At 25.0% G+C, this 17,641-nt stretch carries 11 protein-coding genes; 9 read left to right on the forward strand and 2 right to left on the reverse strand.

Annotated features, from left to right (window positions below):
- Positions 1-28: 28 nt before the first annotated feature.
- The gene (gene lexA, locus AACH12_RS06800; protein ID WP_338537306.1) at positions 29-649 is read right to left on the reverse strand and encodes a transcriptional repressor LexA; all 621 of its coding nucleotides are present in this window, start codon (positions 647-649) and stop codon (positions 29-31) included.
- Between the two features lie 170 nt (positions 650-819).
- Here lexA and yneA point away from each other — a divergent pair, with 170 nt between their 5' ends.
- Positions 820-1,176 (forward strand): cell division suppressor protein YneA, encoded by a 357-nt coding sequence (gene yneA / locus AACH12_RS06805; RefSeq protein ID WP_338537307.1) that lies wholly within the window; start codon positions 820-822, stop codon positions 1,174-1,176.
- A 128-nt stretch (positions 1,177-1,304) separates the two neighbouring features.
- On the opposite strand, the gene AACH12_RS06810 is transcribed toward yneA, so the two are convergent.
- Positions 1,305-3,170 carry an MORN repeat-containing protein gene (locus tag AACH12_RS06810; protein ID WP_338537308.1) on the reverse strand — a complete coding sequence of 622 codons (1,866 nt, stop codon included), beginning with the start codon at positions 3,168-3,170 and terminating at the stop codon, positions 1,305-1,307.
- Between the two features lie 276 nt (positions 3,171-3,446).
- Between AACH12_RS06810 and AACH12_RS06815 the strand changes: the two genes are divergently transcribed.
- From AACH12_RS06815 to AACH12_RS06850, 8 genes are all read left to right on the forward strand, one after another.
- A complete protein-coding gene (locus AACH12_RS06815; RefSeq protein ID WP_338537309.1) occupies positions 3,447-6,185 on the forward strand; it encodes a methyl-accepting chemotaxis protein in 2,739 nt (912 codons plus the stop codon).
- 3 nt (positions 6,186-6,188) lie between these two features.
- Positions 6,189-6,908 (forward strand): hypothetical protein, encoded by a 720-nt coding sequence (locus AACH12_RS06820; protein WP_338537310.1) that lies wholly within the window; start codon positions 6,189-6,191, stop codon positions 6,906-6,908.
- A gap of 11 nt (positions 6,909-6,919) precedes the next feature.
- Complete coding sequence (locus tag AACH12_RS06825; RefSeq protein WP_338537311.1) at positions 6,920-7,306, forward strand: DUF4280 domain-containing protein; 387 nt, start codon at positions 6,920-6,922, stop codon at positions 7,304-7,306.
- A gap of 17 nt (positions 7,307-7,323) precedes the next feature.
- Positions 7,324-9,636 (forward strand): hypothetical protein, encoded by a 2,313-nt coding sequence (locus AACH12_RS06830; RefSeq protein ID WP_338537312.1) that lies wholly within the window; start codon positions 7,324-7,326, stop codon positions 9,634-9,636.
- 26 nt (positions 9,637-9,662) lie between these two features.
- Positions 9,663-10,115 (forward strand): hypothetical protein, encoded by a 453-nt coding sequence (locus AACH12_RS06835; protein ID WP_338537313.1) that lies wholly within the window; start codon positions 9,663-9,665, stop codon positions 10,113-10,115.
- Between the two features lie 20 nt (positions 10,116-10,135).
- Positions 10,136-11,887: a TolC family protein gene (locus AACH12_RS06840; RefSeq protein ID WP_338537314.1), complete on the forward strand. Its 1,752-nt coding sequence runs from the start codon at positions 10,136-10,138 to the stop codon at positions 11,885-11,887.
- Between the two features lie 42 nt (positions 11,888-11,929).
- A complete protein-coding gene (locus tag AACH12_RS06845) occupies positions 11,930-15,322 on the forward strand; it encodes a ligand-binding sensor domain-containing protein (protein ID WP_338537315.1) in 3,393 nt (1,130 codons plus the stop codon).
- A gap of 131 nt (positions 15,323-15,453) precedes the next feature.
- Positions 15,454-17,619, forward strand: a complete 2,166-nt coding sequence (locus tag AACH12_RS06850; protein ID WP_338537316.1) for an ATP-binding protein — start codon at positions 15,454-15,456, stop codon at positions 17,617-17,619.
- The last annotated feature ends 22 nt before the right edge of the window (positions 17,620-17,641 follow it).

Genomic DNA, 17,641 nt, shown 5'->3' on the forward strand with positions numbered 1-17,641 from the left:
TGTAGTCAGCATAATCTTATTATGTTGACTACATTCTTCTAAACACACCTTTTACAATCCCAAGAACAGAAACGTCTTTAGAAATAATTGGGCTAAGTGCAGAATTTTCAGGTTGCAACCTAATATGATCAGATTCTTTATAGAAAGTCTTGACAGTAGCTGAGTCATCAATAAGAGCCACAACAGTATCACCATTTTTAGCTTGATTTTGCTTTTTTACTATTACATAATCTCTGTCAAATATGCCTGCTTCAATCATGCTGTCACCTTGAACACGTAACATAAAAAATGTTCCTGAGTTAACCATGTCGCTTGGAACAGGAAATTGTTCTTCTATGTTTTCAACTGCTAAGATGGGAACACCTGCAGTTACATTTCCAACAAGAGGAATATATGCCGTATTAGTGTTAATTAGTGATGTATCACTTAATGTGTCTTCAAGAATTTCGATTGCTCTTGGTTTAGTAGAATCTCTTCTTATGTAACCTTTTTCTTCAATTTTTTTTAGATGTCCATGGACAGTTGAAGTAGATTTTAGTCCTACAGCAAGGCAAATCTCTCTAACAGAAGGTGGATAGCCTTTCTTTGCTACTTCTGCTCTTATATAGTTTAAAATTAGAACTTGTTTTTTTGATAAATCAGAATACAAATTAAACACCTCAATATTTTTTAGTCTCGTAACCGTTCAATATACAGTAGTATATCATATTAAAAAAAAATAATCAAACAAACGTTCTGTTTTTTCTTTACAAAGAACAGACGTTCGGTTATAATATAACTAACAGAACATTTGTTCTAAAAATAGGGAAGGTGATTTAATTGATTAAAAATTCTAATTTACATACTAACTATATAAGAAAACCTCACAGAAAAAGAAAAATTAGAATAACTAACAAAAAAAGGTTTACATTTTTTATGATTCTAATTTTTACTATTATTATTTCTCTAGGTTATACTTTGAATATTGCAGAAGGAGCAAGCAAAACAGAATATACTGCCGTAACAGTTTCATACGGTGATACTCTATGGTCTATTGCAAAAGAATATAATGAAGAACATTTAGATTCAAAAGAAGATGTACGAACAATTGTTTACGTTATTCTAAATGAAAATAATATTGATGCAAATAAAATATATCCAGGTCAGATTATTTATATTCCATTAACTTTTAAATAACTTTACTAATTACCTTTGCTAGCTACATTAATAAAGACAATAAGGTATCTGATAAAAATATTGTGTTATGATTAAAAAAACAATCTAAAATCTATGAAGATTTTAGATTGTTTTTTATATATAATTTTCTACTTATAAAATTGTATACTTTCTATATGTGTTTCTTTTGCAGTAAATATTATTTTTAAATTATAGTTAGTTAATATATATATATAGTCGCTATATTCAATGTTATTAATATTATATATATTTATTTTGCTTGGTTCACCGATTAAGCTTTTTACTATCGAAGCTGACATAGTTGTATTGATATTGTCAACTGTAATACTATTAGTTATAATAACCTTATTTACACTCATTATGTGGTTTTTGTTGTATTTAAAATTTATAACCATTCCTAAATCAGTATAGATAAAAGTAATTTCAGAACTATTTTTTATAATGTTCGAGTCAGGTGAGCCAATAGAATTTAAAATTTCTTTATCACTTTTTCCTAAAAATTCTTGAATCACAAGGTCATTATTCTTAAAATATCCAATAAATATAGGGTTATTGGCAAGATATAAAGTTCCTAAACCATTATAAGCACCATTTTTGAAAGTTCCACTGTATATTGTTTCACTGTTATCAAATTTAATTCCTTGGCCACTATATAAACCGTCTTTAAAGTTACCACTATAAATGATATTATCTTTTTTATAAAGCACACCAAAATCATTATATAATCCTTTTTTAAATCCACCTTCATATATTAAAAGACCATCCTTGTTATATAAGCTTCCAACTCCGTTAAAACTATTATTTATAAAAGCTCCTGTATAGACGATTGGATTTTCCGGAGAATTTGCAAATAAAGTGCCTTCTCCATAAAACTTGCCTTTTTTAAATACGCCACTATATTCTACATAATTATTATCACTATTATAATATAATACGCCATCACCATCATAAAGATTGTTTTCAAAATTTCCTTCATATTTAATATTCCCGTTTGAAAAATATTCCTTTCCTTTATCGAAATATTTACCATTTTTAAATTCGCCTTCATATATAATTTTGTTTTTTGAATACAAAATTCCATGACCTACATATTGTCCATTTAAAAACTCACCTTCATAAAGAATGTCACCATTAGACTTATATAAACTACCCATACCAGCGTATTTTCCACTTTCAAATCCACCTTCATATTTTAGAGCAGAGTTTTCAAAGTATTCCTTTCCATTTCCTAAATACTCATTATTTTTAAATGAGCCTGAATATTTTATATTACCATTTTCATACAATAAAGTACCATCACCTGAATACTTACCATTCACGTAATTACCTTTATAAATCAAATTTCCAAAATTATCATAGCTTTTTCCATTTCCATTATATTCACCGTTTGCAAAATATCCTTCGTATTGAACATCCTCATTATTATAATATTTAATGCCATAACCATCATAACTCCCACTTTTAAAATCACCTTCATATTTTTTGTGGTTTAAATTATCAAAGAAAATACCTTTTCCATTGTAGAGTCCATTAGAGAATTCACCTATATATTTTTTATTAGAATTATCATAAAATGCAGTACCACTAGCATCGGGTAAACCATTACTTATTTTTCCAGAATAAATTAAATTTTTGTCAATTTTATTATTATAAATTTTTGCATTTCCTGTGTAAGTGATCTCACTAGTGCTATAAAATTTTTTATAAAGAATAGTATTGTTGGAAAGATATTTATATCCTAAAAAAATAGCAATAATTAGCAGTAAAATTAATATAATAATTGCTCGCTTTGAAATGTAATATCTACCAATTGAAAAGTAGTTCTTTAGAGAAACTTCTTTTTTACTTATATTACCAACTAGTTTTGTTACGAGTTTTCTAGACGATTTAAAAGGAGCTCTTGTTATTTTTCTTTTAGTAACAGAAAACTTTCTTCTAATAGGTCTGATCACAATATTTAATAATATTTGAAATTGAGCAATAAATTTTTTCATAATAACTCCTTATATAATGAAGCTTTATCATATCTTTTTTATACACAATATTTATGTAAAAAAAACATATTTTCATAAAATAATATTTATAGAGTAAAAAATTGTTTTAAATTAAAATAAATAGATATATATATTATATATATTTATTTTATATTTTCACAACAATTATTTTGTAAATAGGTTTAGTTAATTAGAATTTTCAACCTTGTGATAACACCTGTATACACCTTTTAAATAATTAAGTTGTTTGAATAAAAATGAAAAGGAGTATTAATTATGAAAAAACATGCAGTGTTTTTTACGTTTTTATTATTTATTATAGGTATTTTAGCTTATGTAATAATATCAAATTCTTACGTATTTAATGAACCTGTTAGTACGTTTACATATGGCAATATTAATATTGAGGATAGTGATAAATTCAATTATAAAGAGTTGTATATTGATTCAGATAATAACTATGGTTTATTAACGTTAAATATAACAACTTTGAAAAAATTGGATTTTTTAGGTATTTTTAAGTCTAGTAAAAACTCTTTATATTTAGACTCTTCAAATTACTATATTGTAAAGCTGAGCAAAAATAAAGTTGAAAATCTAATTCATCTTTCTTATGAAAATAAAAATCTTAGTAGTTTAGTTGTAGGGAAAAATGGAGATATCTATGCACATTTTGTTGAATATGGAAAATTTGATTCATGGATAAAGAAAGAAAAAATTATACATTTTGATAATTATGGCAAACAAAAAGAAATAGTTTTTAGCAAAAATTATAGTGAAGAAGATGCTCCTTATTTAACGGGTCAAATAAAAAATTTGTCTTTGGTTGAAGATAAGTTGGTTTTTTATTTAGATAATAAAATTAATTTAACGAAATATGTATACTATAAGCACTCACTAAAAGAAAAATTTTCTATTAATTTAGAAGAAATTAATGGAAACGTGATACAAATATATAGCGATTTAATTGGAAATACATTCTTCTATAATTCAAACAGTCAAATTTATTTAATTGATAGCTCTTTGAATTTGAAACTAGTAAATAGCTTTTTAAAAGAAAAACTAATTATTAATAATATTTTTAAGTTTAATAAGGATTTATTAATATCTTTAACTGATAGGAACAATAATTCCCTTATAAAAAAACTTACAATAAATGGTACACAAGATTATCTTATAAATAACACAAATTTTAATAATAATGTTTTAAATAGCAAATATAATTTGTCAGAAAGAATTGTATTTTTTAGAATTGTATTCTATTTAATTTTTCTATTCTTTATTTTACTTGTAATTTACACATGTAAATATTTCTATAAATATATATTGCAAGAAAAATTATCAATTTCCTTAAAAATGACATTAATTATTATACCAGTTATTTTTATTATTATGTTTGTTTTTGTTTTTTATAGTGTAATAGGTGAGTTCAAAAAATACAGTGATGACATAAAAAATGGTAAATATATTCAATTTAATACATTGATTGATAATCAAATAAAATTGATTGAAGATAAAAAAGGTGATAAATATTTAGTAGACTTTATCAAGAACATAAAAATATACAAGGAAATTGACAAAGAAAAATACAAAGCGTTTTATTCATTATTAACTAAAGAAGGTTATATTGGTCTTAGAGTAAATAATGCAAGTAGTAATTTAGAGGATTTGGCTAGTATAACTAAAGATATTCGAGGGATATATGTAGTAGTTGATATTGTTAAATATAATGAAGTTTACAAAATATTAGATACTGAAAATAATTTTATGATGTTTCAAAAAAGAATTTTAGGGAATAATTCATCATTTAAAAAGGCAAAAAATGGAGAAATAATCAATGCAATTGGTTCAAATGATAATTATATCTTTACTATGAAACCAATTTTTGATCAAAGTGGTAAGGTAATAGCAATTATTCAAGTAGGAATGAAATATGCAGGATATAGATCAAATGTAGACGGAACTTTTACAACAAATTCCCTTAAGCAAATATTGATAGTAACATTATTACTAGTTTTTATAATAGTGTTTGTTTTGAATATATCTCTGAGAAAACTGATTCTACTTACAAAAAGTGTTAAAGAAATATCTAATGACAACTTCAATGTATTAATAGATGTTACTACAAATGATGAAGTGGGTGATCTTTCAAAGGTATTTAAAACCCTTATGGCAAATTTAAATAATTATATCAATGATATGAAAGAACTAAATGCAGTTTACTATAAATTTGTTCCTAAGGAAACGATCGCTTTGATAGGTGAAAAAGATATAAAAGATGTGTGTTTAGGAGATAATAGTAAAAAAAACGTAGGTGTTTTATTTGTGACTATAAACAATTTTAGAAGTAGCATATCAAATTTTAGTGAAGAAGAAATTATTAGTTTTATAAATAAGCATTCGTCAAAGATAGGACCAATCATTAGAAAAAATGGCGGAATTATTGAAAGTTATACTGATAATGGATTGATAGCAATTTTTCCAAATCACATAGATGATGGAATTCAAACAAGTATTGAAATTTCGCGGGAATTTAACAGACTTACTGAAGCTGATAATTCATTCAATAATGTAAGTATGTTTTTAACTAAAGGTGAAGTATTGTTTGGAATTATAGGAGAACAACTCAGAATACAAAGTACATTTATTTCTGAAAATATTGAAAAAAATAGGAATTTAATGAGTGCTTCAACTTCAATGGATATTTCTTTTATGATAACAAAGGATGTATATAAAAGCTCAGAATTAATAAAAACGTTATCAAATATTAGATATTTAGGTGATTTAAAAGGAATTAATCAAGTTTATGATGTATTTGAATCTGATAAGAATTCAACTAAAACATTGAAAGCGTACTATAATAACGACTTTAGAAAAGCATTAGAATTTTTTAATGCTAAAGAATATCTAAAAGCAAGAAGCTTGTTTGTATCGATATTAGAGAAAAATATTAATGACGGAGTAGCAAGATACTTTTTTTATGAGTCAGATATAAGATATAGAGAAAATAGGTGATGCATGTTTAGACAAATTAAAAGAAAAAAATATACTGGTAGTAATGTAAAAATTTCAAATATACCTAAAAGATTTCAAAAAAGTATGTTTTACAAGACAAAACATTTGAATCCATCTGATTTAAATGAAAACACATACTCAAATTTACAAAATTTGCTTGGAAACAAAGAAACTATAAAATTACTAGAAGAATTAGGTAATCTTGAATTTGTTGAAAATTCAGATAATTCTTTTTTGCTTAAAGAATTAAAACGTGAAAATAAAACTAAAGAAGCGAGAAATAACGAAAAAGATCTTGGGTTTATTCTTAAAGATAGAAAAAACTCATATGTTAAAAAAGGAAAAAGAAATAAATTTATACCTGGAAATAACTATTTAAATAAACCTTTAACTTCAGGATCTGATTGGCACCATAGAATAGATGGTTTTGTAGCATTTGTAAATATAATGAAAGGTTATGATAAAACAAAAGATGAAAAAGAAATCGAAACAAAAGAATATGATATGTTGCTAAATAATGTTGAAAAAAATAAAAGAGATGTTGTTGAAATGATTTTTAAAATGGTGAGTAATTTACCTGATTTCAATGACGATGATGAAGTTTTAAATAGATATTTTAAAGTAATAAAATTTATAATTGCTTCTGGTATAGATATTGATAATTTAATTAAATTAAGAGGGAACTATAAGAATCAAAAAACTAGTATGATTAATGACGTATAGGAGGAATTATTATGGGTTTTTTAGTTGTAGCTGGAGCGCAATTACAATGTTCATTTGGAGCAGCCCCATCTAATTTGACAGTATTACCACTGAACAAGGTATTAGCAGGTGCTCCTGCTGCAAATATTATGGATAATAAACCAATGGTGAACATTTTACCATTTGGAACTTGTATGTCACTAGCTAATCCTATGGTTGCTGCAGCAACTGCTGCGGCAATGGGGGTACTAACTCCACAACCATGCATTCCAAATGTTGCTGCTCCGTGGGTGCCGGGCTCAATGACAGTATTAATTGGCAATCAACCTGCATTAAACAACAATAGCAAAGCAATGTGTATGTGGGGAGGAGTAATTCAAATTTTAAATCCAGGTCAAACAAAAGTAATGATACCATAGAGAGGTTGGTGAGTAATTTGGGTATTTTTGGTTTTGGAAAAAAAAGCAGTGAAAAAACTACACCTGAAAATGATAATACGCTTATAAAACAGGAAGAAACATCTACTTCAAATAGTGAAGTTCTATCAAATCAAGAAGAGCCAAAGGAACCTGTAGTCGTAGATGAGTATGCTGAAACAAAGAGTCTTATGTCAGAAGATCAAGAAAATGCATTTAACGAAAGAGATGATAAAAAAAGTATTAGTAAAACTGTATCGAAAATGAAAGATGATGACAAAAAAAATTATTTTTTCTTAGAGTTAACAGACCATAAAGCTATGCTTAATCCACTTACTGAAAAAATTTTAATAGCTTCTAAAAATGAAGCAGCTAAAAAATCAGTCGATATTGGAAGAGATATTTTAGGGGTAAGTGATAGATCGTTTTCAAGTATTAGACCAGATACTCTTGGATATAAGATTAGAGTTTTTATTATTGAAAGATCTAGAACTTGGGCTCAAAAGATTGTTGAAGATGAATATACAGCTAAAAAAGCTGAAATTGAAACTGAAAATGTAGATGTCTCCGAAAAACTAAAAGACTTAGAATTAAAAAAAATGCAATTAAAAGCGAGTCTATATGAGAGTGTTAAAGCAGATTTTATGACAAAAATAGCAAAAGAGACTTTAGCAATAGCAGATGAAAGTTTTGACAAATTTGGTGCTGATTTAAAAACAACTGCAAACGATGAAGTTATTTCAACATTTAAAAGCACTTATAAATCAATCTTTAACTCTAAAGCAATGAAGAAAAAACCAATAGATGAAAGAATGAGTTTTGCAAAAGAAACTTCTGTAGAAACATTAGATAAAAAAGTAAATGATATTGCATCAAGTGTTATTTCAAAAAATAGTAAATTAATAAATAAATATTCTTTAGATTCAGCTACTAGTAAAAGAGATTCCATACTAAGTGCGGTTACTGGAGGAGCCACAAAAATACCAGATATAAAAAAAATGGATCAAACCGATCTATCTGCTGCACAATATCTTTATAGTGATACAGATGAAGGAACAGATATATCTGATAAAGAAAATAGTCTTAAAGAAAGTGTGATGACTGACGCAATAGTTGCACCTAATATGAATAAAAGCTTAATTTTGCTCGAAACTGGTTTAATGAAAGCTGTACCAAAAGAAGGAGACTCAGTAAAAGTTAAATCACAAATTGACATTCCAGTTTTTAGCGGTGTTACAATAGGAATTGGTGTTTCTGGTGAAGCTGAAAGAGAAGAAGATAGATACGTAAAAGCAAAATTATCCATGAATTTACACGCTAGTGGATCAATTGGAATTGGTAAAGTTTCAGGAGAAATTGGTGGACTTGTAGAGACTCATGCTAAAAAAGCGGAAGATGCTTCTTTACTAATTTCATACGTTTTGTATAGAAGAGCAAGAGAATCAAGTACAATGCCAAGTAATTTAACTGATGCTATTTGGGGCTTGGGTGGTAAAACAGGTGAAGGTAGTTTTAATGAAGCAGAAGCTTTTGGAGCATCAGCTGAAAAATATTTATTTAAAGAAAACGAAGAAAATTCAGTTAAATATGGAAAATTTGTTGGATTAAGTGCTGAAATAGGTGATGAGGATGTTTTAGGTGGAAAAGTAAGTGCTAAAGCAATTCAAGGAAGTAGTTATAATAAAGAAACATTAGAAAAAGAAGATCGATTAGGTAAAATGGAAGCCTATAAGCGATTTGGGCAGAAATCAAAAGGTGAAAATTTTAAAACTATTGTTTTTGAAGCAGGAATTTCTGGTGGAGGATTTTCTGGTAGTGGTAAAATAACAATTCCCTTTGATAGTGAAAATAATTACAAAGCAGTACAGTTAGAATTAACGGGTGGATGTAGTATGCCAATTGGAACACTAACGGATTTAGCAATAGATAAATTGCTAGAAGCAATCGATATAATGCTAGATAATGGGACTATTTTTGTTGTTAAAGGCGGTAAAATTGCTAATAAAAATGATTCTCAAGTAGAAAATGATAATGTAGATTCAGATTATGAGATAAATGTAAAACAAATCAAATCAAATGCTAAATCTTCTGCTTCAGTTGCTATGAAAGAAATAAATGAATCAAATGACGTATTATCTGGTGAAAAAGGGTATGAACTCACATTAAGTTATGATAAACCTAAAGGTAAAAAAGGTGAATTATCAATAGGTTTAAATGCAACTGCCGGTCTAAATGTTAATCTAGGTTTAGTGAAACTTGGAATAGAAAGATCTACTAACATTTTCACTTTAAATTTTGCAAATGAAGAAGTAGATGCAACACCTTCGGTATAAAATAAACTAGATTAGAAGGAGAAAATATGAAGGAAATAAGTTTTGTTTGTAAAGATAATTTTATTTTAGATTCGAAAATTGAAAGAATTGAAATTGACAAAAACATTGTTTTGAAAATTACTATAGAACCTAAGAATATAAATAGAATAATAGAAAGAGAATATTTTAATCTATTTAAAGATTCTATACTAGAACCCGCATTTACAACATTTAATAGTAAAAATGAAATTGAAATTACAACTATGCTTGATCCGGATCTTAAAGAGTTACTAGAAATGGCTATTGATGATATAAATGAAAATACTATCTTAGATTACTTAGTGGATAAAAATAAAAATCAAAAAAATGATATATTTCTTAATTCAGAATCTTGGTATATTTTAGACGTTAAACAAGAAGAAATTTTGCCAGATTTTTTAAAAGAAAAAGGAAGTATTAAAACTGGATTTAACACCAAATGGCTAGAAGAATTGAACTAATCTGATTGGGAGTGAAATGGATGTACTCATATATAAAGAAAATATCCATAATTTTATTAGTTTCATTAGTATTTAATTCTATATTTCCTAAAGTATCTTACGCAAATCAACTTTTTAAACTAAGTGATGCAATAAAAATAGGAATTAATAATTCCAAATTACTTAAAAACAATGATATGAGTATTTTTGAAAAAAAAATTGCAATAAAAGAAGCTAGAAAAGCTGTTTCAGATGAGAACAAAAAAAATAGAAGACTTTTCGAAAAAAAACCGATTTATAATAAAGATTTTGCAAGAAAAACAAAAATCAATAAATCAAAATATGAATATAATTTGGCAAAGCAGACAAAAAAATTCAATATTAACGTTGTTAGCTACAAAATAAGAGAATTGTATTTCTTAGCATATACTTATCAAGAATATAAAAGTATAAGTCTTGAAACGCTTAACGAAAATAGAGATAGATTAAATATTGTAAAAAAACTGTTTTTAAAGGGAAAAGTATCAAAAGAAGAAGTTAACTACTCAAAAGAAAAATATGAAGATAGTAAAAAATCATTTGATAAAAATGTAATTGAATTTAATAAAGCTGTAAATAAATTGTCATCTTATATTGAGATGGAACTAAACTCAGATAAAATTATTTTAGAATATTCAACTAGTGAAAATTATATTGATGATAAATATTTAGTTACTTTTATTCAAAAAAGTTTTGAAAATGACTTTAGCATTTATGCAATTGGTGAAGATATAAAAATTAAACTTGAGGAAATTAATGTTTCCAATAAACTTTATAATAGTGATTTTTCTAGTTCAAGAATGAGTAGTATAAATGGACTATTAAATGGTGGAATAAATAATATAGATTCTTTAGATCTTGCTAAATCATATGAAAACTTGCTTAACTCACTTATATCAAGATGGGGAGATAGTTGGAAACCATATTATGAGATAAGTTTAGTGTTTTTTACAATTAAAATTCCAAAATTGTTTAGAAGTGGTGAATTTGATGGTGTAAGATATTTAGAAGATGCGAGATACTCACTTATGTTAAAAATAATGCAAGCTAAACAGTTGTTTTCTAAAGAGGAGACTATAAAAAAAGCAAAAGTAGAATATATGTCAGATTTATTTGAAAAAATTAATGCTACAGATTATAATTACTATTTATTAAGTAATAAAATTTTAAAACTTAATAAGGATTATAAAATTGATCTATATAAGTATTCACAAGGTTTAATTTCACAAAATAAATTAGCAGATTTAAAAGAAGAAATTAATTCATTAAATATGGATAAACTTAATACACTATTTAAGCTAAATGAATTTAATATTGAAATGGATAAAAACACAAATGGATTCTTGAGCTTCTTAACCAAGAGTACTGAATTCAAAAAAGCAAAAAAATTACCATTACCATACAAATTACCTTCTACTATTAGCATAGAAAATAATTTACAAACAAGTTCTTTAAATGTGAAACCAATTACTTGGAGGCTTAAAGAAATCGTTAAAGGATTTATGAATGAACTAACATTTGAATTAGATGAAAAATCTGAAATAAATTACTTTGTAATTCAGACTGTTGATGGTTTAAATATTTCAGAAAAAACTGATATTAAAAAAGGATTTAAACATTTAAATATTACTTTAAGTGATACAGAAGATTTCATTGTAATTTTCTATAAAGATGATCAAATTGTGTCAGAAGGACTATTGCAAGGATATGGAAGTAAGGGAGAAGTTGAACTACTAATAAAAACATCAAATTGAAGTCAAATTCAATTAAGTGGATAACATTATGGAGTGATAAATTTGAATATAAAATATAAAATTTCATTACTAATATATATATTGTTTTCTATTTCATTAGTTAATTCATATGCGCTTACTCCACCGAAAGTTAATACACTTGAAGATAAATATTTGATTATTGGTGAGTACATCATTTACTTAGATCAATTAAATCAAGATATTTACGATGCTGCATTTCTAACAATAAAGGATAATCAAAACATTTATTATAAGTCTGAATTTGCTAATGGTGAGTGGTTCAAAATTGATGAAGGAAATTCTCTTTCAGATATTGTAATATCATCAAATACAAATAGTATATCTTCAAAGTATATAGATAATAATTTTAAATTTTCTGTACAAATTGATAAAAGTGGAAATGTAATAAAGTTTAATGAAGGAAATTTTATCTCAATTGATAAAAAAATATTAGATTTAGAAAACAATGTAAAAAATAAAGAGTTGAACTTAGCAAAACTTAAAGATGGTAAGGGTGCAGATGGAATAATCCCAGAAATAAATGATCTTAAAAATGAAATTAATTTGTTAAAAGCAAGTATAAATGAAGCAGATTTAAATAAAATAAAATTAGATAAACTTAAAGAAAAAATAGCAGTTGCTAAGGCAAATAATGACTACAGCATGTTAGAAGAACTTTTAAATGACGCGAATATTGAGGATGAGGATTTACTAAAAGAAAAAATAAATAAAAACACAAACGATTTACTAACGCTTAATAAATTGAAGAAAAGTTTTGAAAAAAACGGATTAGCGAAGTTAACTACTTCTATAAATTTAGAAATAGAATCAAAAAAAGAAGTGCTGACTAGCGACCTTACAAAGATGATTGTATTGCTTTCAAAGAAACTTGAAAACAAACTCTTGTCAAAAAAAAATAGAGCTTTAATTAATGATGAGATTATGTCTTCTAAAATAACTTTAGAAAAAGTAACTGAAAACAAGGTAGATGATCTATATTTTGATATTGCAATTTATGATAAAGATACGTTAATTGATGCTATAACAAAAACGTTTAGCGCGTTAATTGAGAACCTTCAAAAAAATGTTTTATCTTTAAAAGATGCAAATAGAATAAACAAATCCTTGTTAGAATTAAATGAAAATGTTTCTAAAATGTATGAGGAAGTTCCTATAACAAGAAACTTAGAAGATCTGAAAAAGAGTAAAAACGCTTTAAAAGAGATTGCTATAAAATTAAAAAATGTGTTAGTTGAAGAACTAAGCAATAAAAAATTAGATAGTGAAACTGTTGCTTACATTAAAAATAATTTAGAAAAAATTGATATTATTATATTTAAAGTTGATGTGAATGAAACTGAACTTAAAAAAGTAGATTTAACAAATTTAAATAAATTACTTTTATCTAATATTATAACAAAGACGAGTATAAATAATGATATTAAATTAAAAAAAACGAATTTGCCACTACTTGAAAAAAGTTTTTTACTGAAACGAAAAGCATCATTAAATAATATTTTAGATGAATTAAGTAATGTTAAAACTATTGATTTAAATTTTAAAACTCCATCTAACAATAGAGTAATTTTAATTAAAGATATTACAAGTATAAAAAAAATATTGTCAGAAGTATCCGAAAGTGAAAACTTAATTAAAACTGATGTGAATTTTTTAGATGAACATTTGATTTTGTTAGAAAAAATTCTTACTGAAATAAAAAAAGATAAATCAAATGAAAACATCTTTGATTTATCAGAAATGAATAAGCAAATATTAACTGAATCTGTTGATGAAATATTTGATTCATTAACAACAAAACTAAAAAATCCTGATGTATCAATAGAAGAGGCTCAAATTATTAACAGAAATTTGTCGCTATTAGATTCTAATGTTGTTGAATTGTATTCAAAAAATAATAATTTAGTTGATTCTAATTTGAAAGGTAAAAATAATAAAATTTTAGATGATATTATTTTGCAATTAAAAGCGTTAATAGAAGATAATGTCAAAAATGGCGAATTGTATAATGAAGAAATTAATATAGAAAACAAAACTATAGTTGAACTAGATAATATTTCTTATATGATAAACTCAGATAAAATTAATACTAAAAAACTTGATCTACTTTGCTTAGAGAAGTTAATAATGCTTGATGTAATAGCTAAAACAAAAAACTTAGTAAATAATGAGTTAAATGATTCCAATATAAATGTATTAGAAACAGAAAAAATTTATGAAAAAGTTAAGTTAATTGATGAAATTTCAGATCAACTTAATGCACTATTAATTCCTAAAATCGATCTCAATATTTTAACTAAAAAGAAAGAAATACTAAATAAAACTATTAGTTATATTGCTGAACTTTTAAAAGGCGAACTAAATAATAGTGTTTTGCCGAAAAAAACAGTTGTTTCGTTAAGTGATACATTAGAATTAGTAAATAATATTTTATATGAACTTAGTAGTGATAAGAATGCCGAAAAACAATCTAATTTAGTTAAAGTAAAAGAAAATATCGTAAGAGTCTCCAATGATATCGAAAATTCGATTTTAAGTATAGATTTGACTAATAAAAATATTAATTTTGTTGACTTGTCTAAAGAAAAATTTAATGAGTTAAATAGTTTTATTAATCTAGATAAAAAAGTTGTTAATAGTAAATCGTCTGAAAAAATTTTAAAATCGAATTATGAATTTGCTTTAAATGAATTACAAGTTCAAAGAGATTCGCTTGAACTTGTAGTATTAAATTTTAATAACGAAATTAATTCAAACACTTCAATTATAAATTCTACTCAAAATCAAATAAGTAAAATTTTAGACCAAATAGTTAATAATATTAAGAATGAAAAAGATATTAATAATTCTAATGTTGACCTATCACAAAGTGTAAATAACTTTAAAAATACAGTTATTCTAAGGATGAAATTATTAGAAAATTCGAATAACTTAAAACAAACTATTAGCAATTTAATAGAAGATGTTAACAAAATAAACAAACAAAATTTAGAAAATGAAAATAAAGATTTTTACAAATTATTGTTAAATATGAATACTGCCGTCAATAAAAACTATAACATATACTTAAATGATTTAATCTTCAAAAGAAATTTATTATTAAGAGAATATAAATCTGATAAAAAAATTAATATTGACTATAATATCTCAATATTAACAGAAGAAATAAAAAAACTTGATCTAGAAATAAGTAAAATTTCCAATTATGAATTTTTAAGAAATCCTTATATTTTAAACAAAAATGTGTTTTTAGCAGAATCAAAATCATATTTAGATATAATTAATGATTTACAAAACAAGAAAGTTATCAATATTAATTTCAAAAGTGCTAATAAAGAAGAATATAAAACTCTTGTTGATTCAATGAATGAATTAACGCAGTACTTATTTTTATTAAAGGATAGTCTAGATAAATGAATTTCTTGGATTCAGGGGAGTTTTTACTCCCACTGAATCCAAGAAAACATAATCCAGGGCCTTTTTAGAGTTCTTTATCTCCCGCTTTTTTAAGAAGTGGGGGTATTAGAACTCTAAGGCATCGGATAAATATGGAGAATAATATGAATAACGACTTTAATTTAAAAGACGAATACATGGGTGAATTATATAAATTACTTGATTTATATTTGCTGAAATATTTTTTGAAAGAAGAGATATATAAAACAAAAGGAATTAATAAATACAAGGGTCTTGCAATCACACCTGATGATGTAAAAATAGCGTTGAATTTAAACGTTATAGATACAAATACATCTGATGTAATAAGCACAACATTAAAAATCAAAGCTCAGCTTGAAAATATTAGGACTTTATTTAGTAATAAAAAAACCAATTCAAAACTTGATGAAATCTGTAATCTGTTTAACTTAGATTATTTTGAAAAAATGATGATTTTATTTGGAATATCTTCACTAATTGATCAAAAGTATCATAAAATATATGGTTATTTAAATGATAATATGACAAAAAAAACAGCTACAATTGGTTTGTTTTTTAGTGTACTTGAGGTAGATGATATAAATAAGGTTAAAATAATAAGAAAACTAAGAGGAAATAATAATTTCACAAAATTCATTTTAGATTATAATTTTGGGAAAATTGATATTCCTCTTTATGATAAAGAAATTAAAATTACTTCAAGAATTGAGAATTATATTTTTAATGTAAATGAAATTGATTACAGTATAAAACATTCTTCAGAAATATTTTACTTTAATGATGATATTGATATATATATTGGAGATAAAGTAGTTATTGAAGAAACTTTAAAAAGTATAAGTAATTACTACTATAGCAATAATTCAATTACTAAACCTTTATATATTAAAATAACAGGCATTTTAGGTAGCGGTAGAAAGCATTTGGCAAAGTATATTTCACAAAAATTAGAAAGGAATTTATTGATAGTCGATTTTTTAGGATTTAATCAAAATGAGGATTTTTATGAAATAATAAATTCAATAATAAGAGAAGCGGTTTTAAAAGAAGCTATAATTGCCATAGAAAATTATAATCTAATATCAGAAAAAAAGTATATGAAAAATATAAGTGTGGATAAATTTTTTTCTAATTTAGAGTTGTTTTCAGAACCTATATTTTTAATCACTTCTTCTATCAACGATATAAAGAATAAGAGAATGGAAAACACAATAGTAAATGTCAATTTAGATTACCCAAATTCAGAAAATAAAATTTTGCTTTGGAAGTATTATTCTTCAAAATTTAAAGTCAATAATGTTAATGCTCAAGAATTATCAAATAAATTCAATATTACTCCATTACAAATCAAAAATACAATTATTGAATTTAGAAATAAGAGTATTATACAAGAAAATAAAAACATTTCAATATATGACGCTACATACAGGCAAATTGAAAATATGTTAGTTGATTTAGCAGTAAAAATTAAATGTTTTTATACATGGAAGGATATAGTATTGCCTAATGATACAATTGAAATTCTAACAGATGTTTGTAATCAAGTAAAATTCAAGAATAAAGTTCTTAAAGAATGGGGATTTGGTGATAAAATTCCCTATGGTAAAGGTGTGTCATTAATATGTTCAGGACCACCAGGAACTGGTAAAACAATGTCTGCACAAGTTATAGCAAGTGAACTTAACTTGGAATTATATAAAATTGATTTATCTAAAATAATTAGTAAATATATAGGTGAAACTGAGAAGAATTTAAATAAATTATTTGATGAAGCTAAAAATAGTAGCTCAATATTATTTTTCGATGAATCTGATGCAATTTTTGGTAAAAGAACAAGCGTAAAAGATTCGAAAGATAGATATTCAAATATAGAAGTCTCTTATTTGCTTCAAAAAATTGAAGAGTATGAAGGCATTACAATACTTGCCACAAATTATTTGAAAAATATTGATAAAGCATTTTTAAGAAGAATCAATTATATTATTTCATTTCCATTTCCAGATGAAAAAGCAAGAAAACAAATATGGAAAAAGACATTCCCTGATAAATCAAAAAAAAGTGATGATATTGATTTTGAATTTTTAGCAAATACATTTGAAATTTCAGGAGGAAATATTAAAAATATTGTTTTAAATAGTGCATATTTAGCTGCTGCAGAAAATTCAAGTATATCTATGAAACATATAATAAGATCTACAAAATACGAACTTCAAAAAATCGATAAGCTGCTTCTTAAAGAAGATTTAAAAGAGTACTCGTATTTATTAGATAAATGAATTTATTAAATATATATATGAC

Origin of the sequence: Helicovermis profundi (assembly GCF_033097505.1) — a bacterium.
In the GTDB taxonomy this organism is placed as follows: domain Bacteria; phylum Bacillota; class Clostridia; order Peptostreptococcales; family Acidaminobacteraceae; genus Helicovermis; species Helicovermis profundi.